Annotated in this window: 21 protein-coding genes; 6 read left to right on the forward strand and 15 right to left on the reverse strand. The window is 69.5% G+C overall.

Going from position 1 to position 22,629, the window contains the following annotated elements:
* Nucleotides 1-43 precede the first annotated feature (43 nt).
* Complete coding sequence (locus WME97_RS18560; protein ID WP_437553461.1) at nucleotides 44-2,293, forward strand: copper-transporting P-type ATPase; 2,250 nt, start codon at nucleotides 44-46, stop codon at nucleotides 2,291-2,293.
* Between the two features lie 17 nt (nucleotides 2,294-2,310).
* Here WME97_RS18560 and WME97_RS18565 read toward each other — a convergent pair whose 3' ends face one another.
* Nucleotides 2,311-3,180, reverse strand: a complete 870-nt coding sequence (locus WME97_RS18565) for a sterol desaturase family protein (protein ID WP_437553463.1) — start codon at nucleotides 3,178-3,180, stop codon at nucleotides 2,311-2,313.
* Nucleotides 3,181-3,243: 63 nt separating this feature from the next.
* Between WME97_RS18565 and WME97_RS18570 the strand changes: the two genes are divergently transcribed.
* Nucleotides 3,244-3,900, forward strand: a complete 657-nt coding sequence (locus tag WME97_RS18570; protein WP_437553465.1) for a TetR/AcrR family transcriptional regulator — start codon at nucleotides 3,244-3,246, stop codon at nucleotides 3,898-3,900.
* 73 nt (nucleotides 3,901-3,973) lie between these two features.
* Here WME97_RS18570 and WME97_RS18575 read toward each other — a convergent pair whose 3' ends face one another.
* From WME97_RS18575 to WME97_RS18595, 5 genes are all read right to left on the reverse strand, one after another.
* Entirely contained in the window at nucleotides 3,974-4,819 is an 846-nt protein-coding gene (locus tag WME97_RS18575) for a hypothetical protein (protein WP_437553467.1), read from the reverse strand.
* A gap of 368 nt (nucleotides 4,820-5,187) precedes the next feature.
* Nucleotides 5,188-5,583 (reverse strand): four-helix bundle copper-binding protein, encoded by a 396-nt coding sequence (locus tag WME97_RS18580; protein ID WP_437553469.1) that lies wholly within the window; start codon nucleotides 5,581-5,583, stop codon nucleotides 5,188-5,190.
* A 416-nt stretch (nucleotides 5,584-5,999) separates the two neighbouring features.
* Complete coding sequence (locus WME97_RS18585) at nucleotides 6,000-6,371, reverse strand: cupredoxin domain-containing protein (RefSeq protein ID WP_437553470.1); 372 nt, start codon at nucleotides 6,369-6,371, stop codon at nucleotides 6,000-6,002.
* A gap of 71 nt (nucleotides 6,372-6,442) precedes the next feature.
* On the reverse strand, nucleotides 6,443-6,592 hold the full coding sequence (locus tag WME97_RS18590; RefSeq protein ID WP_437553472.1) for a hypothetical protein: 150 nt from the start codon (nucleotides 6,590-6,592) through the stop codon (nucleotides 6,443-6,445).
* Nucleotides 6,593-6,864: 272 nt separating this feature from the next.
* Nucleotides 6,865-7,647, reverse strand: coding sequence for a hypothetical protein (locus WME97_RS18595; protein ID WP_437553474.1), 783 nt, complete (start codon nucleotides 7,645-7,647; stop codon nucleotides 6,865-6,867).
* 179 nt (nucleotides 7,648-7,826) lie between these two features.
* Between WME97_RS18595 and minC the strand changes: the two genes are divergently transcribed.
* Nucleotides 7,827-8,672, forward strand: coding sequence for a septum site-determining protein MinC (gene minC / locus WME97_RS18600; protein WP_437553476.1), 846 nt, complete (start codon nucleotides 7,827-7,829; stop codon nucleotides 8,670-8,672).
* A 54-nt stretch (nucleotides 8,673-8,726) separates the two neighbouring features.
* Here minC and WME97_RS18605 read toward each other — a convergent pair whose 3' ends face one another.
* Nucleotides 8,727-10,469, reverse strand: coding sequence for an ABC transporter substrate-binding protein (locus WME97_RS18605; protein WP_437555426.1), 1,743 nt, complete (start codon nucleotides 10,467-10,469; stop codon nucleotides 8,727-8,729).
* A gap of 320 nt (nucleotides 10,470-10,789) precedes the next feature.
* Here WME97_RS18605 and WME97_RS18610 point away from each other — a divergent pair, with 320 nt between their 5' ends.
* Nucleotides 10,790-11,482 (forward strand): cyclase family protein, encoded by a 693-nt coding sequence (locus WME97_RS18610; RefSeq protein ID WP_437553478.1) that lies wholly within the window; start codon nucleotides 10,790-10,792, stop codon nucleotides 11,480-11,482.
* Between the two features lie 71 nt (nucleotides 11,483-11,553).
* Here WME97_RS18610 and WME97_RS18615 read toward each other — a convergent pair whose 3' ends face one another.
* The gene (locus WME97_RS18615; RefSeq protein ID WP_437553479.1) at nucleotides 11,554-12,519 is read right to left on the reverse strand and encodes a DUF4423 domain-containing protein; all 966 of its coding nucleotides are present in this window, start codon (nucleotides 12,517-12,519) and stop codon (nucleotides 11,554-11,556) included.
* Between the two features lie 151 nt (nucleotides 12,520-12,670).
* Between WME97_RS18615 and WME97_RS18620 the strand changes: the two genes are divergently transcribed.
* On the forward strand, nucleotides 12,671-13,330 hold the full coding sequence (locus WME97_RS18620; RefSeq protein ID WP_437553481.1) for a hypothetical protein: 660 nt from the start codon (nucleotides 12,671-12,673) through the stop codon (nucleotides 13,328-13,330).
* 83 nt (nucleotides 13,331-13,413) lie between these two features.
* Here the strand turns inward: WME97_RS18620 and WME97_RS18625 are convergent, their stop codons facing one another.
* The 7 genes from WME97_RS18625 to WME97_RS18655 form a co-directional block, all read right to left on the reverse strand.
* Nucleotides 13,414-15,111, reverse strand: a complete 1,698-nt coding sequence (locus WME97_RS18625; protein ID WP_437553483.1) for a hypothetical protein — start codon at nucleotides 15,109-15,111, stop codon at nucleotides 13,414-13,416.
* Nucleotides 15,112-15,259: 148 nt separating this feature from the next.
* Complete coding sequence (locus tag WME97_RS18630) at nucleotides 15,260-15,697, reverse strand: NADAR family protein (protein ID WP_437553485.1); 438 nt, start codon at nucleotides 15,695-15,697, stop codon at nucleotides 15,260-15,262.
* Nucleotides 15,698-15,785: 88 nt separating this feature from the next.
* On the reverse strand, nucleotides 15,786-16,949 hold the full coding sequence (locus WME97_RS18635) for a sugar ABC transporter substrate-binding protein (RefSeq protein ID WP_437553487.1): 1,164 nt from the start codon (nucleotides 16,947-16,949) through the stop codon (nucleotides 15,786-15,788).
* Between the two features lie 367 nt (nucleotides 16,950-17,316).
* Complete coding sequence (locus tag WME97_RS18640) at nucleotides 17,317-17,571, reverse strand: hypothetical protein (RefSeq protein ID WP_437553489.1); 255 nt, start codon at nucleotides 17,569-17,571, stop codon at nucleotides 17,317-17,319.
* 44 nt (nucleotides 17,572-17,615) lie between these two features.
* Nucleotides 17,616-18,803 (reverse strand): sugar ABC transporter substrate-binding protein, encoded by a 1,188-nt coding sequence (locus WME97_RS18645; RefSeq protein WP_437553491.1) that lies wholly within the window; start codon nucleotides 18,801-18,803, stop codon nucleotides 17,616-17,618.
* A 371-nt stretch (nucleotides 18,804-19,174) separates the two neighbouring features.
* Nucleotides 19,175-20,617 (reverse strand): DUF1552 domain-containing protein, encoded by a 1,443-nt coding sequence (locus tag WME97_RS18650; RefSeq protein ID WP_437553493.1) that lies wholly within the window; start codon nucleotides 20,615-20,617, stop codon nucleotides 19,175-19,177.
* Nucleotides 20,617-22,242: a DUF1592 domain-containing protein gene (locus WME97_RS18655; protein WP_437553494.1), complete on the reverse strand. Its 1,626-nt coding sequence runs from the start codon at nucleotides 22,240-22,242 to the stop codon at nucleotides 20,617-20,619. Before WME97_RS18655 ends, WME97_RS18650 begins: the two co-directional genes overlap by 1 nt.
* A gap of 63 nt (nucleotides 22,243-22,305) precedes the next feature.
* Here WME97_RS18655 and WME97_RS18660 point away from each other — a divergent pair, with 63 nt between their 5' ends.
* Nucleotides 22,306-22,575: a hypothetical protein gene (locus WME97_RS18660; RefSeq protein WP_437553496.1), complete on the forward strand. Its 270-nt coding sequence runs from the start codon at nucleotides 22,306-22,308 to the stop codon at nucleotides 22,573-22,575.
* Nucleotides 22,576-22,629 lie beyond the last annotated feature (54 nt).

The following is a 22,629-nucleotide window of genomic DNA, read 5'->3' on the forward strand; positions in this document are numbered from 1 at the left end:
TAAGAAGTCCGAACCGCGAACGTCGGCGGGGGAGGGAGACGACATGAACCACGGGCATCACCACGACCACGGCCACCCTCACGAGCACGGCCGCCCTGCTCCTGCCGACCTGGACCGAGCGCAGACGAAGGATCCGGTCCGCGGGATGGCCCTGGAGCCGCTCGATCCGGCTCAGGCGACGCGCGTCGAGTACGTCTGCCCGATGCACCCCGAGGTCGTCCGCACGGAGCCGGGCTCCTGCCCGATCTGCGGGATGGCCCTCGAGCCGCGCACGGTGACGCTCGGGGACGCGCCGAGCCCTGAGCTCGCGGACATGTCCCGGCGCTTCTGGATCAGCGTCCCGCCGAGCCTCGTTGTCCTCGTGCTGGGGATGTCCGAGATGATCCCGGGCCAGCCGGTGCAGCTGCTCCTCGACCGATGGCTCGTCTGGATCGAGCTCGCCCTCGCCACGCCCGTGGTGCTCTGGTGCGGCGCTCCGTTCTTCGAGCGCGGCTGGGCCTCGATCAGGACTCGGCACCTCAACATGTTCACCCTGATCGCCCTCGGCACGGGCGCCGCCTACGCGTACAGCGTCGTGGCGACGCTGGCGCCGGGGATCTTCCCCCACGCGCTGCGCCACGGCGGAGCGGTCCCGGTCTACTTCGAGGCGGCCAGCGTCATCGTCTCGCTCGTGCTGCTCGGCCAGGTCCTCGAGCTCCGCGCCCGCAGCCGGACGAGCAGCGCGCTCAAGGCGCTCCTCGGCCTCGCCCCCAAGACCGCCAGGCGCATCGGCGCGGGCGGCCGCGAAGAGGACGTCTCTCTCGAGCTCGTGCAGCCAGGCGACCGGCTGCGCGTGCGGCCGGGGGAGAAGGTGCCTGTCGACGGCGAGGTCCTCGAGGGGAGCAGCGCGGTCGACGAGTCGATGGTCACGGGCGAGCCCATCCCGGTCGAGAAGACGCCCGGCGCCCGCGTGGTCGGCGGCACCGTCAACGGGACAGGCGGCTTCGTGATGCGGGCCGATCGCGTCGGGCGCGACACCCTGCTCGCCCGGATCGTCCAGATGGTGGGCGAGGCCCAGCGCAGCCGCGCCCCCATCCAGCGCCTCGCCGATGCCGTCGCCGCGTACTTCGTGCCCGCCGTGATCGCGATCGCGGCACTGACCTTCGTGGTCTGGCTGCTCGTCGGGCCGGAGCCCAGGCTCTCCCACGCGCTCGTCAACGCGGTGGCCGTGCTCATCATCGCGTGCCCGTGCGCGCTCGGCCTCGCCACGCCCATCTCGATCATGGTCGGGACGGGGCGCGGCGCGACGGCCGGTATCCTGATCAAGAACGCCGAGGCGCTCGAGACCTTCGAGAAGGTCGACACCCTCGTCGTCGACAAGACTGGCACCCTCACCGAGGGCAAGCCGAAGCTCGCCTCCGTGGCGACGCTGGGCGACCTCCCGACGAACGAGATCCTCAGGCTCGCGGCGAGCCTGGAGCGCGGGAGCGAGCACCCGCTCGCGAGCGCGATCGTCGCCGGGGCCCTCGAGCAGGAGCTCGAGCTCCTGCCGGCAGAAGGGTTCCGGTCGATCACGGGCAAGGGCGTGGTGGGCACGGTGGCCGGGCGCTCGGTCGCGCTCGGCAACCTCAAGCTCTTCGAGGAGCTCGGTATCCCGCCGGATGATCTCCCGCGTCGAGCCGAGGAGCGCCGTCAAGAAGGCCAGACGGCGATGCTCGTGGCGGTGGATGGCAAGGCGGCCGGCATCGTCGGCGTGGCCGACCCGGTGCGCGCCTCGACCGGCGAGGCCGTCCGTCTCCTCCGCGAGGAGGGCATTCACCTGATCATGCTCACCGGCGACAGCCGCACGACGGCGGAGGCGGTCGCCCGGAAGCTCGGCATCGAGCACGTCGAGGCCGAGGTGTTGCCCGATCAGAAGGCCGCGGTCGTGAAGCGCCTCCAGGCCGAAGGCCGCATCGTGGCGATGACGGGCGACGGAATCAACGACGCGCCCGCGCTCGCGCAGGCGCACGTCGGCGTCGCCATGGGCACCGGGACCGACGTCGCCATCGAGAGCGCCGGGATCACGCTCGTGCGCGGCGACCTCCGCGGGCTGCTGCGCGCGCGGAAGCTGAGCCGGGCGACGATGCGCAACATCCGACAGAACCTGTTCTTTGCGTTCGTCTACAACGCGCTCGGCGTGCCGGTCGCGGCGGGCGTCCTTTACCCGGTCCTCGGGCTGCTGCTCAGCCCGATGCTCGCCAGCGCAGCGATGAGCCTGAGCTCGGTGTCGGTCATCGGCAATGCCCTCCGGTTGCGCCGCGTCGAGCTCTGATCGAAGGCGCGAACAGGTCAGCGTCGGAACGGCAGGGCCAGCACCTTCCAGAACTGCTGCGACGGCGGATAGCCCGCGGAGCGGTCGACGCCCAGGCGGCGCGGGGTCGCGTCCGGCCGGTAAACGAACGTCCCGAAGACCAGATCCCACAGCGGAAGTACGGTCCCGAAGTTCCGGGCCTCGTCGATGTCCGCGCTGTGATGATAGCGGTGCAGCTCGGTGCCGATGAACACGTAATTCAGGAATCCGGCGCGGATGTCGACGTTGAAGTGCGAAATCATCGTCTGCAGATCGATGAGCAACATCACCGCGAAGACGGCCTGCGGCGACAGCCCCAAGAGCAGCAGGGTCGACTGGATCAGCACCGCCGAGATGAGCGCGTTGAGGGGGTGAAACACGCCGTGCATCACCACGTAGACGCGATCCGGAAGGTGATGCGCCAGGTGGATCTTCCACAAGAAGCGCCCCAGGGCTCCGTTGCCTTCGTGGCTGAGGCGATGGAACCAGTACTGCAGCAGCTCGAAGACCACAAGGAAGACACCCACGCTGAGGGGCACGGAGGCGCTGGCGAGCGGGCCCTGATGCCGCTCGCTGAGCCACAGGGCCAGCGTGCCGGAGCCGGTCCGCACCACCGCGATGGTGACGCCCGAGGCCAGCAGGTACTTGAGGTCGCGCCAGAAGCTCTGGCGGGTCATGCCCCAGTCCAGCGACAGCGGCAGCAGGCGCTCGACGGTGATGAGAAAGACGATCAGGCCGAGGAGGTAGCCCCAGAGGGCGCGGCTCAGGTCCCATCCCTGCGTCACGGCGGCGTAGATGATGTACAAGGTCACCGCCAGCAGCAGCGGGTACAGCAGGCGGCTCGTCATCCAGATCAGCGTTCCTCGCATGGGATGGATGCTGAGGTCGGGCGCCTCTTCCACCTAGCGACACGGACCGCGGATTGAACGTTAATGAACAAGAACGCGAAAAAGTCCGGAAACGAGGACAGGGACGGGGGTGGCGACAGGACGCGGGCCGCCGGCAAGATCGCGGATCGGCGCGTGCAGGATCGGCGCGTGCAGAAGACCCGGAAGCTGCTCTCGGACGCCCTGGTCGCGCTGATCCTGGAGAAGGGCTATGACGAGGTGTCGATCCAGGACATCATCGATCGGGCCAACGTCGGGCGGTCCACGTTCTACGCGCACTACGAGAACAAGGAGCAGCTGCTGCTGTTCGGACACGAGCACCTGCGGGCGCTGTCCCTGCGGGATGCGGGACGTCCGTTCGACTTCCTGCCGTTTTACCGCCACCTCGCCGAGATGCACGAGCTGGTGCAGAAGCTCCTGTCCGCGGAGAAGAGCGAGCGGGTGCTGACGCGCTCCCTGGAGGACATCCTTCAGAGCAGCATCTGCCGCCTGTACGCTCCGCGGATGGCGCCGGAGGAGGGGGCCCTGTTCATGCTCCGCTCCGAGGCGGCGGCGGCGGCGCTGGTGCGGCTGATGACGAGCTGGATCCACAAGGGAATGCCGTGCTCACCGGAGCGGATGGCGGAGGAGAGCACGGCGCTGCTGCAGCGGGTCCTCGCGGACGAGCCGGCCGCGGCGAGCGGACGGACGCGGAAGGAGTGAGGCGCGACCGCGCCAGCACGTCGCCTTGCCGGTGAGCGGACGGATCGAACGTCACCCGTCGCGGAGGAGCTCATCAAGGCTCGCCATACAGCGTCGCCGCCCCGGCCTCGTCGAGCCAGGTCAGCACGTAGTCTCCCCCGTTGGTGCCCTCGCACCGGCTCTCCGCGTTGTAGTGCATCACCGACCGCGGATCATAAGGCGTGAGCGCCCGCCAGCCGGGACGCTCTGTGCAGGCGCCGTTGCCCTCCGGCCGGGCGTGCTCGTGCCGGAAGCCGAGGACGTGCCCGAGCTCGTGCCGGAGGACCCCGGTCAGGGTCTTCGAGCCGGAGCGAGCGATGTTCTCTAGATCGATGAAGACCTGGTGATACCCCCGCGCGACCATGCTCGGAAGGAAAGCCCGCCCGTTGTACGTGGTGCCGCTGGCGGGGACCACCTCGAACAGCGCGGGATGCTCCTCGTAGTACTCGCAGGCCTCGTCGTGGTCGGGCTCGTAGACGAAGCGGACGGCGGCGGCGCTCGCCCAGGCGGACCCGGCCGACAGCGTCGCGGCGACCACCGCGTCATGATCGTCGCCGAAGCGCGGAGAGACGCAATACGTCAGGTTCATCTTCTGCTCGTCGCCCCAGCGGTCATCGCTCCCGTCGCCGCGCGTGTTGACGATGAGCGCCCCCGGTTGCTGGTACTCGGCGGAGAGCTCCTTCAGGGTCACGTCGTCGTGAACGCCGATGTCGCCGTCGACGAGATAAGCGCCGTCGTTCGGATCGCGCGGGAGGCTGGCCTTCCATTCATCGAAGCTCTGGTAAGTATCACCGACGGGCTCGCCCGCATCGGACGACGGGTCGACGACGCAACCCGCCGCGAGGACGGAGGAGACGAACAAAAGGAGGAGAGAGCCGTGAATGGATGGAGGGATGAACATGGTGGGCTCCTTACGCGGGCCGATCCGATTCAACACCCCATGACTGCGCAAGCGCCATGCCAGGGCTTCAAGGCCGCCGGGAGGACGGAAGTTCCCGCGCCAGGCTCGATCGCCCCGGTGAAGGAGCGAAGCGGCCGCCTCGTTGTGCGTTCCAGGGCCACAGACGATCCTCGTGCGGCATCAGTTCTCGTCCATCGAAGCGCGGCTCCGGTGATCGGCCAGCGTGTCGGCCGGGAAGTAGACGAGGCGGTAGACCAGGTGGGCGTCGAGGAAGCCACCGACGAGCACCCAAGCGAGCCGTGCAGGGCCGACAGCGCTGCGTAAAATCGTTCCATTCAGCGCCGCCCCGCGCGGCGCCCCGGCCGGTCTCAGGGCACGCTCTGGTGCCCCGCGCCAGCTGCCCCGCCCGGCCGCAGCTGCGCGACCTGCTGACACGCGGCGGCGCAGCGGCGGCACTCGTCGGCGCAGGCCTTCATCTGGGCATCACCCGTGAACCTGTCACAGCTCTGGGCGCAGAGCTCGCAGATGCTCGCGCATGCGGCCGTGACCTGGCTGTGTTGCGGCGAGCCGCGCATCAGGAACGTCGCGGTCGTCTCGCAGATCTTGGCGCAATCTTGCAGGAGCTGAATGTGGGAAGGCTCCGCGTGCGAGCCTCCCATATGGAGGCAGTGCTGGATCGTCTGGACGCAGATCGACTCGCAGCTCTGGGCGTGGCTGGCCGTGCTCACGAAAGCCGTGCTCAGAGTGAACCCCTTGTGGGCCATGTGTCCCTCCCTTGTTCCGATGATGTTTCTCGATGCCTCGTGAGCTCGTCTCGCGCGCGCACGGGATGAGTCCGACGGGCAGGGCGAGAGACTTGTCGAATTCACCAGGCTCGTCATGTCGGAGCGCTCCGCATTCGCGGCTCGGATGGAGGCTGAACCAGCGCCGGCGCGGCGCGTGCGTCGTGCCATTCCGCTCGCCCATGCGTCTGGGCTGCTCACAGGGCGATGCTTGGAACAGATCTGGGCGGATGGGATTCGAGAGGGGTGATGGGATCGATGTGACCTGCACGGTCACTTTCATCTATCCGAACGACCAGGCTGTCGCCATCCGCGGCCGGTGCGCTGGCGCGAGCACGCGGCTCGCGCCCGCTGGAGGGCTCGCTCGCCGTGAGCCAGGGACCGCTTCCGTCCGCTGCTCACTGCTTCGGTGCGACGGCGATGGTGCCCTTGATCATCCCCATGCCGCACTCGAACTTCAGCTCACCTGCCTTCAGCTCGGGGAGGTCGATGGTCACCGGCTGTCCGGTCGGCAGCTCCTTGCGGATGCCGAGGCTCGGGAAGACGACCTCCCTGGTGCAGCCGCCGCTGTCATGACGGACGAGCCTGAGCTGCAGGCGCTCCCCCTCGACCGCGGCGATCTTGTCGGGCACGAAGGCGCCGTGGACCATGATCTCGACCACGCGCGGGGCCTTCTGTGGCTCGGCGCTCGCGGGCTGCGAGCTGCCGAGCACGGAGGCGACCGAGGTGATGCCGAGCGCGATCGAGAGAATTGCGTGCGTGATCTTCATGAGAGGATCTCCTGTGAGGTTCTGGGTGGAAGACGCGCGCGCCTCCGCCGCATTACGGTCGAGCGCCGATTTCAGCTCGCGTGCGGGAACCGGCGGAGCCGGAGGGAGCTGAGGAGCACCGAGACGCTCGACAGGCTCATGGCCGCGCTCGCCAGGACCGGCGACAGGAGCCAGCCGGTCAGCGGGTAGAGCGCGCCGTCGTTGATGCCGTCGCCGACCATGGCGACGGTGCGCCGAGCTGCGGCCGCCCCGCCGTGAGCGTGCCCGTCTTGTCGACGAGGACGGTATCGACGCGGCTGGCGGCCTCGAGCGCCGTACCGCCCTTCACGAGCACGCCGAGCTCGGCGCCGGTTACGACGTGCGTCCCCGCGCCGCCTGAACGCCCGCGGCGCCCGGGGCTCGTGGCCCGACCTGGGTGACTGGGTGACCAGCTGCCGCCGTCGACCCGCCGAGGGCTCCAGGCTCCAGTCCCTCCGGCTGTGACACCGTGGCGCTAGAACCACGTCTCCCAGCGGCCGCTGTCGATCTCGGCCGCGTGCACCGTCGCGGAGATGCGGTCGCGGTCACCCGGGAACGGCTGTATCTGGTGCAGGCGGTAGCTGTCGATGACCAGCGCTCCGCCAGGGCTGTAGCCGGCGACGAGGCTCCGCGCGGAGCGCGCCTCGTCGCCCGGGTCGTCTCGCCCGTCGTAGAGGACATCCCACAGCTTGAGCCCCCCGTCCGCGTCGGGGAGCTCCAGCATCACGACGACGGTGATCGCGCGGAGCCGGCGGGCAAGGTGGTAGTCCGAGAGCCCCTCCGTGTCGAAGTGGACGACGCCGCCTTCGCGCGCGACCTTCTCCCCCGCAGGGAAGATGTGGACGCCTGGCCCGCAGAAGCCGCGCCGGGGCTGCGCGAGCCCGCCGGTGAGCGCCGCGACGAGCTCGCGCATCCGGCGCTGGAGCCCGGGGAGGTGGCGCTCGACGCGGGCATCGGAGGCCGCCGCGTCGGCGAAATAGACCCGGGAGCGCCCCTGCTCCAGGTGCGTGTAGAAGGCGCGCCCGAGCGAGAACTGCTCGCCTCCGAAGTCGGCAGTCCACTCGGCGCGGGCCGCGCGGACACCCGCGACGAGCGCGGCGCGCTCCGCCTCGGAGAACACGCGCGGGACCTCCAGCGCGAAGTGGTGATCGAGCGCGTCGACCGGTCGGGGCGTCGCGCGCGGGGACGCGGGAGAGGGAGAGGACGAGGCGGGAGGGGGATCGAGCCGCAGTACGGAGGCGCGGCGCGCGGTCGGCATGGCCAAACCACCGTTAGCACCGCGCGAGGCGGCCAGCCAAGCAGCGGCGCGCCGGCCCGAGGCGGCGACGCGCCGGCGGCGCGGCGAAGCCCGGAACCCCAGCGGTTTTTCCCGCGCGAGCCCCCGGATCCGGGGTAGAGTGCCGCCGCGGAAGCACCTTTTTGCGAGCGAGGACAGCGATGGTGTCGGGCAGGCGAGGGGAGAAGCGGCAGGAGCAGCAGGCGTTTGCGCTCAAGGGCACGATGCCTGCCATCACGATGCTCTGTCTGAAGACGGCGAATGTCTCGGCCGTCGAGCGTCAGCTCGCCGACCACATCTCGCAGATGCCGCACTTCTTCCTGCACCTGCCGATCCTGCTCGACCTCGCGGAGCTCGGCGACGAGCCCGTCGATCTCGGCGCGCTCGCCGGGCTGCTGAGGAAGCACAACCTCGTGCCCATCGCCGTGCGCAACCCGACGGACGCCCAGCGCGAGCGGGCCGTCGCCGCCGGCCTCGGCGTGCTGCGGACGCCGCTCACGCGCTCGTCACGCCAGGCCGGGCCGGCCGAGGGGAGCACCCCCACGCCGGGGCCCGTGGCGGTGGGGCCCGCGCCGGACCGCGGCGCGCCAGGGGCCGCCGCGGCGGAGCGCGGCCCGGCGGGGCCCGCCCGCCGCCCGAGGGACGCCGCGCCGCCGCCGGACGCGGCCGGGGAGCCGCCGCCGGCGGGGCTCACCGTGCGGCAGCCGGTGCGCAGCGGGCAGGTCATCTACGTGCCGCACGGCGACCTCGTGGTCCTCTCGCCGGTCAGCTCGGGCGCGGAGCTCATCGCGAACGACAACATCCATGTCTATGCGCCGCTCCGCGGCCGCGCCATGGCCGGCGCTCACAACAACGCGGACGCGAGCATCTTCTGCATGAGCCTCGAGGCGGAGTTCGTCTCGATCGCCGGCCGCTACCTCATGGCCGACGAGATCCCCGACGAGCACCGCGGCAAGCCCGCCCGCATCTCCGTGCAGAACGATGGGCTCGTGATCACGCGTCTCTAGACCGGTTCCCCCCGCCGCTGGCACCCCCGACGCAGAGCGGCGGTCTCCCGCTCTTTATCTCGGCCGGAGCTCGGTCAGGACGAGCAGGTACTCCGGCGGGTTGTTCGGCGTCAGCTTCGCGTACGGGTTCTCCATCGTCGGGAAGCCGGTGAACCGCTTCGTGCTGTATTCGCCCCACGACGGGTTGTTGAAGAGCGGGATCACCGGCGCGGCCTGCACGAAGATCATCTGCAGCCCGTCCAGGATGCGCTTCTGATCGGCAGGGGACGTCGCGGACTCGAACGCGTGGAACAGCACGTCGGCCTCCCTGGCGCCGAAACGGTGCCAGTTGCGCGGCGCCACCTCGCCGAGCGGCTTCACGAGATCTGCGCTCATCAGATCGCGGTAGAAATTGTACGGCGTGGGCTCGACGCTGGTCCAGCCCATCGACAGATCGAACAGGCCCTTCTGCAGCGCCGCGTAAAACGCGCTGAAGTCGTAGGTCTTCATCGACGCGGCGATGCCCACGCTCTCCAGGTTCTGCGTGATGATCTGGACCGCGCGGACCCAGTCGGACCAGCCGCTGACGACGTTGATCTCGAAGCGCATCGGCTTGCCGAGCCTCGTCCGGATGCCGTCCGCGCCCCTCGGATAGCCCGCCTCGTCGAGGATCTGGTTCGCCCGCTGCGGATCGAACTTCACCCAGTCTCCCGCCTCCACCGCCTTCTCGCTGCGAAACCGCTCGTAGGAGTCGTCCAGCCCCGTCGCGTCCGCGCCATGGGTGTAGTTGTCCGCGGCGAGCTTGACGATCTGGTCGCGGTCGATCGCCATGCTGATGGCCTTGCGCACGCGCACGTCGTCGAACGGCTTCTTCGTGGCGTTCGGGTACAGCGTGGCGGTGCCCCCGACGAGCGGGAACCAGTAATGATGATTGGCCGGATCCTTGGCGACGAAGACCCGCTCGATGTCCGGCACGAACGCGCCCGCCCAGTCGATCTCGCCGTTGACGAGCGCCAGGGTGACCTGGTCGTTGCTCGGGTACGCCGGGAAGCGCAGCCCGTCGACCGCCGGCTTGCCCTCCTGCCAGTAGTGCGGGTTCTTGCCGAGCTCGTACACCTGGTTCTGGAAGACCTTCACCTCGGTGAAGGGCCCTGTCGCCACGGGGTTCTCGTTCGCGAACGTGACCGGATCGACGACGTCCTTCCACACGTGCTCCGGCACGATCGGCTGGTGGCCGATGTAGCTGAGCCCGGGGACATACGGCCGCCGCAGCGTGAACTCGACGGTGGTGTCGTCGATCGCCGTCACGGCGCCGAGGAACCGCCACACCCCGGCGAGATCGAGCGCCGCGTGCTTCTTGATGAGCGCGAACGTGAACGCGACGTCCCTCGCCGTGAACGCCTGTCCGTCCGACCACTTGACGCCGGAGCGGGTCGTGAAGGTGAGCTTCTTGTTCGCGTCGCTCCACGCGTAGCTCGTCGCGAGCCACGGCGTGTAGTCGCTCCGCATCGTGTTGTAGACGAGCAGCGGCTCGTAGATGCCGGCGACCGTCGGGAAGCGCACGCTCCCCTCGGGGAGCAGGGGGTTGAAGTTGCGCACCCAGGTGGCCTGCTGCTCCCTCGCGATCGTGACCATCGCGGCCCGCTTCGTCGGGGGCTGCTGCGCGGAGGCGGCGGCCGCCGCCTGCGCCGACCCCCCCGGCGCCGCCGCCCGCTCCGGCGCGGCGGACGGGTTCTCGCTGCCATTCTTCGAACGACAGCCCGCCGCGGCGAAGGTGGACAGCAGCAGCGCCGACAGGACGAACGCGCGGCGCGGCATGGTTCGACTCATCCCAGACATCCACCTCTCCACGCGGGCGATCTCGACCCCCCCGCGACGCTCCGTTCCCGTGACCACTCCAGCGACGACGCCCGGCCCTCGCCGAGGCACCCATGCACGACGCTCGCCCCCGTGAACCATCGGACCAGGTGTCGCCGCGCTCGCACTCTATCGGCGCATGTGAGCGCATGTCAACTCGACCGGCTCGCGCCCGATTTCTGGATCTCCTCGCGCCCTCCCGCGAAACTGGCGGCGGCTCGGGGCCCCGACCGGGCGCACAGGAGGCTCCGCCGCGCGGAGCCCCTTCCAAGGAGCCGACCGTGACCACCCCCGCCTCACGAACCTTCGTCGACCTGAGCCATGACGTCGAGCACGGCATGACGACGTACAAGGGTATTCCGGCGCCCGTCGTCTGCGATTTCCTCTCGCGCGAGCAGTCCCGCGGCGTTTACGCGGAAGGCGTCGAATTCCACATCGGCCGAATCGACATGGTCGCCAACACGGGCACCTACGTGGACAGCCCGTTTCATCGCTATGCGAACGGCAAGGATCTCGCCGGCTTGCCGCTCGAATCGCTGGCCGATCTGGAGAGCGTGGTGGTCGAGGCGCGGGGCCGGTCCGGGAGGGCGATCGACGCCGACGCCTTCGACGGGCTCGATCTCGCCGGGAAGGCCGTCCTCGTGCGCACGGGCTGGAGCGCTCACTGGCGCACAGCCCGCTATTTCGAAGGACACCCGTACCTCACGCGGGACGCGGCGCGGCTCCTGGCCGGCGCAGGCGCCGTGTTCGTCGGCGTCGACACTTACAATATCGACGACACGGCCGATCCCGCGCGGCCAGTCCACTCCCTCCTGCTCGGAGCGGATATCCCCATCTGCGAGCACATGACGGGGCTCGACAAGCTCCCCGCCGCCGGGGCCCGCCTCTTCGCCGTCCCGGTGAAGGTCCGCGCCTTCGGCACGTTCCCGGTCCGGGCGTTCGCCATAGTAGGAGCCGCGCAGGCCGCCCGGTAGAAGCTCGGTGAGGCGCGGGCTTCCCGGGCGTGGCGTCGCGGCGGCGCGGCGCCGCGGTGTCCGCAGCCGGCTCAGCCTCTGTCGAGCGGGAAGAGCTGCAGGTTCACGGCGACGACGCGCTCGGGCGGCCGCGACTCCGCGATCACCGCGCGCATGTTCTGGAAATAGCTCACGTGGAGCTCGGAGAGCTTCTCGAGATCGGCCGCGGAGACCGTGAAGACGTTGAACGAGAAGCGCCCCTCGGCCTTGCGCGTGAGCCGCGCCAGCCCGACGCCGGCCCAGAAGCACTTGAGCCGGTGCTCCGCGTCCGGGTCCGGGCGCGTGTCCACCGTCCGGATCGGCGCGACGATCCACCGCCCGCGGCTCCTCCGGATCTGGCCGGCCTCCGCGAGCCGATCCAGGCAGCGCGCCTCGTCCTCGACGGGGAACCCGAGCCGCCGCGCGATCCACCCCGGCTCGTGGCGCGATAGCGCCCGGTAGGCCGGCAGCTCCAGCGCGAGCAGGACGGCGGGGAGCAGCGGCTCCTCGTAGACGGCGCGGCGCTGGGCCTCGAGCGTGCGCCACGCCGCGCTAGCCGCCGGGAGCGCCGCCGGATCGGCGACGAGCGCCACGAAATCGAGCAGGCGCAGCGAGCAGGCCTCGACCATCCGCAGGAAGTCCGGGAGCCGCGGCTCGGCCTCGCCCGAGAGCCAGCGCGCGACCGCGTAGCGGCTCCTGCCCGCGCGCCGCGCCACGTCGACGATGGGCGACATGGAGCGCATCTCCGAGAGGAGCGCCGCGACGCCCTCCGCCGACGCCGGATCGGTGCGCGCGAGCCACGCGGGCAGCGACGGGAAGAAGCGCCTCACCGCCCCCGCGACGTCGACCCCTGCGCGCCGCGCGGCGACGAGGAAGGTGGCCGCGGTCGGCCAGCGCCTTCCGGACTCCCACGTGTAGACGACGTTGGTGCGGAAGCCGAGCCGGCGGCTGAAGGCCAGTTGCGAGCGCCGGCCGCGCAGGGCGCGGATCAGCTCTTTTGCAAGGGATTCATGGTCCACGTACCGCAGATTCGCACATGTGGAGGCCAGTTTGCCCTATGGAATGTGCGAAGCTGACCTGGCGTCGCGCCGACCGCGAACGCAAGGTACGCCGCAGGAGGTCGTGAACATGCGCGAGCGGCGTTGGCTTTCTTGTATTGGTGCAGCGGTGATGAGCGTCGGGCTCTCCGGGTGCGCGGATGGCGTAGGCCAAGGTCCACCGGACAACAGGCCACAGGGCGGCCAGATCGGGGGGGCCTACCGGGGGTGCGATTTTGAGGCGGAGGACATCGGCGCCGACGACGTCTCGCCGCTGGGCTTCTCGGCGCGGGACGTCGCCTCCGCCGTCTCCGGCGAGCGCTCCGTCCCGCTCCTGTGGAGGGAGTGGAGGGAGGATCAGCGCACGACCGCGACATTCTCCGTGGGCGAGCTCGTCGCCGCGCGTCTCGTGCGATCCACGGAGCCCGATCCGGGCGAATCGAGCGGCAGCACGGATCTGTACCCCTCGGTCTGCTCCGACTACGTCCAGGTGGATGTTCCGCTGGCCTTCTCCACCGAGGACGGCGCGTTCGACGAGTCGCTCGTGGTCAAGCTCCGCGCCCGTCAGCCCGACGTTGCCGACTTCGTGCACAGTTTCGACCTCGCCGCGCTCCAGGGCTCGTACGAGGTCACCAAGATCAATCCTGCAGAGTTCCGGGAGGTCAGCGTCCACCTGTACGGCAAACTAAGCCCCGGCGCGATCGAGGGCTCGATCGGCGGGAGCGGCGACGGCAGACCGGAAGGCTCGGTCTACTCGGGCTACACGGAGCTGTTCGACGTGGCAGAGTTCTGAGCGCGAAGCCACGGTCGCGGGCAGCCATCTGCGGTGGAGCATGGCTGTCCCTGATGATGTGCACCAGGCGCGGCCCCGGCGCGTTACTCCAGCTTCTCTGCCGCTGCCTTCGCGGTGTTGATGTAACGCCTGACGCCGTAGACGGCGAGCGCGGCGCCTGCGCCGAGGATCTCGACCCCGCCATGGCCGCTCAGCGTGAGATCCAGCCCGCGGTCGCTCGGCGCGAGCGCGAGCGAGACCAGCGTGGGCGATGCGCCGAGCGCGCCGAAGTTCGCCGCCGCAGGGCCTTCGAGCACGCCCGCGAGCGCCTGACGGTCGATGTACAGCTGCAGATGCGAGGCGCCCTTCGCGAGCGCCCGGGCCTCGGCGAACGACGGGGTCGCGGCCAGCGATTCCTTGTCCTTCCCGAAGCGCGCGGCGACCTGGGCGAGGTACCTGCGGTCGCCCGCGCCGATCAGGATGAACCCAGGCCGGGTCTCGGCCCTCAGCTCGTTGCCGTCTTCGAGATCTTGCGCGAGCGACCCCGGCTTGGCCCTGAGCTTCTTCGATGTCCGCTTCATGTGCGCGGCGACCGCGCCGAACACCTTCTTTTGCGCTGCCTCATCCGCGGTCGCCAGCGCGATCAGCACGGCGCTGTGCCTGAGCGTCTCGGCGCGCCCGGCGCCCGCGAGGCCGAGCTTGTGCTTCGGATCGCGGTAGATCCCGACCGCGGCCTCGCCGCCGAGCGCCCTGTCCACATCGCCGAGCTCGAGCCCTACCTGGGCGAGGGCGGCCGCGGCCGACGCCGCGGTGGGCTCGCCGGCGAGCCTGTCGAAGGCGCCGAGGACGTCGCTCACCGTCTTTCCCGGCGACCGCTGAAGGGACAGCCCGAACGTCACGAGCGCCCCCTGGGGCAGCTTCGCCACGGCGGCATGGTCCGTCGCCGCGAGCACCGCGCCGAGCGCGGGAACTTCCGGTCCGTAAAGCTCGAGCTCCACGCGGAGCCCGGGCGCGTCCTGGCTGATGGGAACGGCGATGAAGAGCCGCGAGCCGGGCTCGGGGCCGGTCGCGCCGCCGCCTTGCACCCGGTGGAGGTCGATCGCGAGCCAGGGATCCTTCGCGCGCTCGGCCTGGAAGAGCGCGGACGTCTTGAACGACGGCTCGCGCTGCCCCGCGACGCGCAGGGCCCTCGACAGCGGCTCTGGCCGGGCGCAGACGACGGCGACCCGCGCCTCGGCGAGCCACGCGCCGTGGGCGATCACGTCGTCGTCGTCGCCTCGGAGCGCGAACCTGCCCTCGCCGGCCTCCCGCGGCAGCTCCTTCAGCAGCCGCTCGACCGGGGCTCCGTCGCGGAATCGCGCCGCCACGCAGCCGCGCTCGACGAGCGCCCCCAGGGAATCGCGCGGAGCCGCCTCGCCCCCGACGAACAGCGTGGCGCCGTCGAACGATGCCACCAGATCTCGGGCGAGCTCAGGGCTCAGGCCGGGCCGGCGCGCCAGGACCGCCGTGACCTCCGCGAGGAGCTCTTCCCGGATGGCCGGCGCAGCGCCGGCGAGGAGCGCGCCGGCCTGCGGGACGCTCGCTACAAGCACCGCGTCGCCGGGGATGACGTCGACGAGCGACTCCACGCTTCGCGGCATCTCGGGGCCCGCTGGCGGCGCGGTCCCCGCGAGCGCCGGGGCCGCGGCCGAGCGCGGCGGCGTCGCCGCGGGGGGCCCTCCGCAGGACGCGAGCGCGACCAGCCCGGCCACGGTGAGAAGTCTGGGAAACGCCAGGCGCATGGACAGGGGGGTTCTCCTCATGGACGTGCGCTGTGGTACACCCGACCGGCGCAGGCGTCTCCGCCAAAGCGCCTGAGCGGCCGGGAAGCGCGTGCCCCGGTGGCCACGCGCGTCCTGCTCATCGCCGGCGATCCAGGGGCGTCCGAGGAGAGAGGGCCGCCCTGACGCGTCAGCGGCGCAGCTGCGCGCGGACTTCCATCAGGATGATACCCAGCATGTTCCGCCCGCTCCCGTCGCCGCCGTCGGCCCAGTAGGCGTCGTTCGCTGTGTGCTCGACAAGCTCCGCGTCCCCGGTGTCGAGCAGGGCGCGCCGGAGATCCTCGTGCTGGGTGAACTTCGCCAGCACCACCTCGCGCATGACATCGTCTTTGACCTGCTCCCAGTCGGGGCGCAGCGGGCGGCTCCGCTGACGGCCCATGCGGGCCGCCTCGCCGGGGCCGGGGGCGTTGCGGATCACCTCCTCGTGCTCGGTGCCGGGGAACTTCTGGGCCTGGAAGTAGTGCTCGCTCGTGGGCCACACCTTGCCTTTGAGCGTGACCGGGTGGCGCGAGAAGTTGGAGAAGCACCCGTGAGCGTCGCCGGAGCGATAGAAGCGGATGACGGTCATGAGCCCAGTCTACCCCACGGCCCCCGCGGCGCCGGGGTGGAACCTCGCCGCGAGCCCGCCGCCGTCGCCGTCACGGTCCACCGCGCCGCTACTGGATCGAGCCGATCCGGTCGAGGAAGTCGTTGTAGGCGTCGACCCGATCCGCGGGGACCACGTCGACGCCGAGGTTGACCCGGTGCTCGTCGGGCATCTGGTTCTCGTCGATCATCAGCGGACTGAGGATCTGCTTCGTCGCTTCGAGGCCGAGGTGCTGGATGCCATAGAGAATGTAGGGCACGAGGTAACCCTCGTAGTACTGCCGCTGGACGACCGTCGCCTTGATGAGCTTCTTCTGCATGTATTCGGCGGTCTTCGGATCGAAGTCGAACGCGACGATGGGGATCTCCGGCCTGCCGGCGGCCTCTGCGGCCAGCACGCAGCGATACGAGATGTTGAAGACGCCGATCATGCCCACGACGGGCGGGTCCGCGTTCAGGATCAGGGTCTTCAACTGATCGACGTCAAAGCCTTCCTGGCCGTTGATGAAGACGGCCTGGACCACCTGCGTCGTGAAGCCGGCCGCCCCGAGCGCCTCCAGGGCGCCGAACGTTCGCTGGGACCCGTCGTACCACTGCGTCGACGCGTCGCCGTGGACCAGCACCGTGCCTGGCCCTCTCGGTATCATCTTTATCAGGGTCTCCGCCGTCAACTTGCCGGCGGATTTCGGTGTGGCCCCGACGTAGAGCGTGCGCCCCGAGTCCTTCAGGTCGGTGTCGAACGTCACCACGTTGAGCTGCGCCTCCACGGCTAACTTGATGGAGGCCTCGTTGAAAGAATCGTAGGGCGACACGCCGATGCCCTGGGCGCCATCCTCAATCGCGTTCGCGATCTGTTGATTCTGGAGCGCCTGCGACTCCGTGCCGCTGTCCGTGCCCGTCTGGTTGCTGGGGCCGAGCACGTTCCCCACGGCCTCGAGCTCCCCCATGGCCCGGTTCGCGCCGGTGGCGATCGGCTCGAAGAAGGTGGAGAGGTGCTTCAGGAGGACCACCATCTGAATCGGCTTGAGCCCGCTCTGGTTGATCGCGCCGATGAGGTGGTCGACCGTCCCCTCGATCTCGTCTGGCGTGAACTCGGTGACCGGGGTCCGGTCTCGCCTGATCTCTACGACCTCCTCGGTCGGCTTGTCCGACCAGGGGGCGTCCTCTGCCGCGCAAGCCGCCGTCATCAGCATGAGCCCGAGGGCCGTCATCCAGCGTCGTCCTGTCATCTTCATGACATTCCCTCCTCGGCGGCCGGCGAGCACGATGCCGAGTTCTGGGACGCGAGTCCCACAAACATCCTGGTTTCCATACAGCGCAGCCGACATCGGCGATAAGCGAGCACCATGTCGGTTCGACGGGCGCATTGCAACGTCGTGGGCGTCCTGAAACCCATGTTTGCAATTTTGAGATACGACGTCGACGAAGTGACTGTCAATAGGCACGGAAAATCGCCGATGAGGAATGGCGTGAAGGCGAGGTGGGAGCTCTCGGCTGAAGGCACCACGCGCAGGGGCGCGATGGAAGCACGATGCCACGCGTCGCGCCGACGGCGCGTCACGGGCGAGGCTCCGCCGGCGGGCGGAGCGCCGGTGCAAGGGCTTACGTGAGCTCGCTGAGCGCGCCCGTTGTGAGCGCCGGGTCGGGCTGGGAGCCGAACGACTCGATCTCGACGCCGAACGCCTGGGCGATCGACACGAGGATCCGGCTGTTCGTGACGGGCGTGAACGTGGAGTCCGTCTCGCCGCACCACGGCGCGTCGGCAGGGCAATCCGCCTTGAGCTTGATGCGCCGGCCCATCCTGAACTTCCCGTTCGCCCCGCCCGCCAGCAGCGTCAGGAGGTCGACCCGCGGCACAGGGGTGGAACCTCGCCGCGAGCCCTCCGCCATCCACGGCGCCGCTACTGGATCGAGCCGATCTGGTCGAGGAACTCGGTGTATTTGTCGAACTTGTCCCACGGAACCACGTCGACGCCGATGTTGACCCGGTGCTCGTCGGGCATCTGGTGCTCGTCGAGCATCAGCGGAGCGAGGATCTTCTTCGTCGCATCGAGGCCGATCTTCTCGATTCCATAGAGGATGTAGGGCACGAGGTATCCCTCGTAATATTGCCGCTGGACGACCGTAGCCTTGATTCGCCCCTTCTGCATGAATTCGGCGGTCTTCGGATCGAAGTCGAACGTGATGATGGGGATGTCCGGCTTGCCGGCGGCTTCTGCGGCCATCACGCACCGATAGGAGATGTTGAACACGCCGATCATGCCCACGACGGGCGGGTCCGCGTTCTTGATCACGTCGGTCAGCACGCCGACGTCAAACTCCTGACCGTTGACGAAGTAGGCTTGACTCAAGACGACCGTGTAGCCGAGCTTCCCGAATTCGTCCAGCACCCCGTTCGTTCGCTGGACTCCATCGTACCACTGCGTCGAGGCGGCGCCGTGGACCACCACTGTCCCTGGCGGGGGGGGCAACGCTCCGAACTTGGGGTTCCCGAGATTGGCATCGAGGAGGGCCTGCGCCGCCCGGACGCCGGCTTTGTACTGGAGGGCCCCGACGTAGAGCGTGCGCTTCGAGTCCTTCAGGTCGGTGTCGAACGTCACCACGTGGAGGCCCGCGTTCACGGCATCGTTGATGGAGGCTTCGTTGGCGGCGTCGAAGGGCGAGACGCCGACGCCATCGGCGCCATCCTCTATCGCGTTCGCGATCTGTTGATTCTGGAGGTTCTGCGTCGCCATGCCGTCCTCCGTACCACCCGGCGTGGTCGGACCGAGCACGTTCCCCACGGCCTCGAGCTCGCCCATGGCTCGGTTCGCGCCGGTGGCGATCGGCTCGAAGAAGCTGGAGAGCTGCTTCAGCAGGACCACCATCCGGATCGGCTCGAGCCCGCTCTGGTTGATCGCGTTGACGAGGTTGTCGACCGTCCTCTCGAGCTCCTGTGGCGTGAACTCGGTGATCGGGGTCCGGTCTCGCCTGATCCGCACGACCTCCTCGGTCGGCTCGTCCGACTGGGGGACGTCCTGAACTGTGCACGCCGCCGTCATCAGCGTGAGCCCGAGGGCGGTCATCCAGCATCGTCCCGTCATCTTCATGACATTCCCTCCGCGGCGATCGGCGAGCACGACGCCGAGATCTGGGACGCGAGTCCCACAACCATCCTGGTCTGCATACGGTGGAGCCGACGTCTGCGATAAACCAGCACCATGTCGGTGCGACGAGCGCATTGCAACGTCGTGGGCGTCCTGAAACCCACGCTTGCAATTTTGAGATACGACCTCGACGAAGCGACTGTCAATAGACACGGAAGAGCGCCTATGAGGAGTGGCGTGAGGGCGAGATGGGAGCTCTCGGCTGAAGGCACCACGCGCAGGGGCGTCATGGAAGCACGATTACACATCTCGCCTCGCGCCGACGGCGCGCCTCGGCCAGGCCGCCGCCCGTCGCGGAAGGAGGTGGAGAATGCTTACGTGAGCTCGCTGAGCGCGCCCGTTGTGAGCGCCGGGTCGGGCTGGGAGCCGAACGACTCGATCTCGACGCCGAACGCCTGGGCGATCGACACGAGGATCCGGCTGTTCGTGACGGGCGTGAACGTGGAGTCCGTCTCGCCGCACCACGGCGCGTCGGCAGGGCAATCCGCCTTGAGCTTGATGCGCCGGCCCATCCTGAACTTCCCGTTGGCCCCGCCCGCCAGCAGCGTCGGCACGTTGCGCGTGCTGTGCAGGGCGGGGTTCCCCATGTCGCTCGACGCGTAGATCAGCGTGCTGTCGAGGGCGCCGAGCTCGTCGAGCCGCTGCATGAGGCGCGCGATCTTCGAGTAGCTGTACCGGTTGAACTTCGCGAGCGGCACCCAGGTTTCGGGCTTGCCAGCGCCGGGGCGACCGTTGTTGCCGACCGGCGAGGCGTCGTACGTGTGCGCGACCGAGCCGTGGTTGTCCGTCGGCAACCCGAGCGGGTTGTTCGCGTAGGACAGGTCGTTCATGAACAGCGTGGCGAAGCGCGTGACGCCGCAGGCGAGCGCCTGCGCCAGGAGGTCGACGTGCGCGTCGGTGATGGCGTCGAAGTAGGGCTCGCCGCCGTTGTACTGCTTCACCGACGGGAACCTCGACGCGTCGGGCAGCGGCGGCACGACGCACGACGGCCCGCCGGCCGAAGGCGCGGCGTACTGCTTCTCCAGCTCGCGGAGCGACGTCAGGTGCTGATCGAGCTTCTGCTGCTCGGCGGGCGCGAGGCGCGTGCGCAGGCGGTTGATGTCGCCGTTCACGAAGTCGATCACGCTCTGGCCGAGCTCGCGCTGCCGGGCCGCGCGGGCCTGGGCCTCGGGGTCGTCGCCCACGACGAGGCCAGCGAACAGCAGGTTGAACGCCTCCACCGGGTGGATGATCTTCGGCAGCGGCGCGCCGCCCGCGCCGAAGGACAGCGTCTGCCCGGACTCGGTCCCGTCCATGCCCACCCCGAGCGCGACGCTCGTGATGCGCGTGTCCGCGCCGAGCCCCTTCTCCACGGCGAGGTACTGGTCGAGCGAGAGGTTGAGCGGCATCTTCCCGTCGATGCGGCTGCCGGTCAGCATCGTGCCGGCCGAGTCGTGCCCGTTGGCGTTCGACAGGTGGTCGATGCCCTCGACGACGAGGATCTTGTCCTTGAAGCTCCGGCCGTAGGTCGCCGCGTCATCGAACGGCTGGAGAGAGCAGTTCTCGTACGCGATGTCGAAGCTCGTCTCGGTGTCCCCCGCGCGCATGGCCCAGTACTCGGCGGCGACGCCGTGAGGGTGGTAGACGGCGACGAGCTTGAGCGGCAGATCCTCGCCGCCCGCCCGGGCGACGGAGTCCGCGAGCATGTTGACGAAAGGAAGCGTCGCGAGGCTCGCCCCCACGGCGCGAAGGAAGGTACGGCGGGTCGACCGGCGCATCACTGGGGCCTCCGATGGCTGAAGAGACTGCTCTTGACGTAGGTGATCAGCGTTTCGACGAGCTTGCCCTGCTCTGCCTCGGGGACGGCCTTCCATGCCTTCAAGAACGCCTCCTCGCTCTCCGCTGCGGCCTTGCCGCTGCGGCCCACCGAGGCGCGGAGCACGTTGCGGGCGAAGCACGAGCGCACCGTCGGGCTCGTGGACAGGGCCTGCGCGAGGGCGTTGCTGTCGGCGTACGCCCCGTCGAAGTCGGCGCCGATCGCGACGGTGACCGCGCTGTCGACCCTCTGTTCGTTGTCGAGCTCACGGAGCATGCCCATGCCGTCGAACCGCTCGAACGAGAACCCGATCGGATCGATGCTGTTGTGGCACCCCTTGCACGCCGCGTCGGTGGAGTGGATCTCGAAGCGCTGCCGCGTCGTCTTGCTCAGATCGGGCATCGGCGGGACGACGTTGATGTTCAGCTCGGTGGGCGACCGCAGGTTGACGCAGGCGACGCGGCGCAGGACGGTCACCCCGCGCAGCACGGGCGCGGTCTCCGTGGCGTGCGCATACACGGAGAGGAACGCGCCCTGGTTGAGGAGCCCCCGCCGGTCGGAGAGCGACACGCGCCCTGTGCCGGTGACGCCATACACCTTCGAGAGCGGCTCATCGATGATGCTCCAGTCGGCGCCCAGGAGCTCGCCCACCGTCCCGGTGGAGTTCATCAGGACCTCCGTCACGAAGTCCTCCGTCTCGCGCTCCATCGACGCCCTGGCGTCGGCGAACTGCTCGTAGACGTTCGAGTCCTTCGCCGTCATCGCGATCCTGTCGACGCCGAGCCACTCGCGGACGACACGCACGATGCGCTCGCGCGCCGCCGACGTCTGGAGCAGCCGGCGCACCTCGGCCTCCCGGCCCTCGGGGGTCGACAGCGCGCCCGCGGCGGCGGCCTCCATCAGCGCATCATCGGGCGGGCCAGCGGTGATGAGGTAGGAGAGGGAGCTCGCCAGCTCATGCGGAGTCAGCGCCAGCGCGTCTCCGCCGGATCCGTCGCCGACCTCCGTCAGGTAGAGGAAGCCCGGCGACTGCAGGACCGCGCGCGCGACGAGCTCGATGCCGTCCGCGTAGGTCGCGCCCTTCGCGCCGATCCGATAGACCGCGAGCAGCGCGTCGGCCTCCGCCGCGTCGAGCGGGCGGCGGTAGGCGCGCCCGCCGAACGACGTGATGAACGTCCTGGCGCAGCTCTCCGCCAGCGTCCCCGGATCGGCGCAGGGGGCGAGCTCCGCGACCTTGCCCTTCACCTCGGCGGCGAGCGCCTCCGCCGCGGCGGCGAGCTGCTTCGCCAGCACGGGATCGACGCGCTGCGCGTCGTTGACCGTGAAGCCGTCTTGCCGCGAATCCGGCGCGAACCCCTCGCTCGGGTTCTTGGTGGTCCCCGTCAGCGCGCGCACCGAGGCGGCATATTCGGCGTTGGTGAGCCGGCGGATGCGCGCTGGGAGGAGGCTCGCGCTCTCCGTCCCATCGGGCAGCGTGACGCCGCCGGCAGCGCCGGGATCCCCTACGTCTCCCGTGCAGCCGGCGACCCCTGCCAGCGCCATCGCCAGCATGATCCCGTAAGAATGATAACCAAGTAATCGACCCATGGTTCATTTTATGCGCGCTGGCGCTGCCGGCTGCAACCGCCTGTCAGCTGACGCGACGCCGAGGTGGTCGCTCTCACGACCGTCGATCTGCTCCTCCTCGACGACTTCGTGCTCGAGCTCGACGACTTCGTGCTCGAGCTCGAGGACTTCGTGCTCGAGGCGATGAACAAGGAAGAGCGCCGCGACGTGCGCCAGCGCCTCGAATCGCCCCGCGCTCGGCGCGAACCTGCCGCCGGCAGGGCGCACCTACATGTAGGTAATTTGGATCCAGATCGCCGCCGGGTTACGCTGCAAGTTTCGTCGCGAAAAAGTTGTTCGTTCGGTTCGCGATGACGTACCCAGTCGAGCGCGTCCCCGGCCTCAATGGAATCGGGTGGGCGCCGAGCT

Source organism: Sorangium sp. So ce367, from assembly GCF_051520455.1.
GTDB classification, from domain to species: Bacteria; Myxococcota_A; Polyangia; order Polyangiales; family Polyangiaceae; genus Sorangium; species Sorangium cellulosum_B.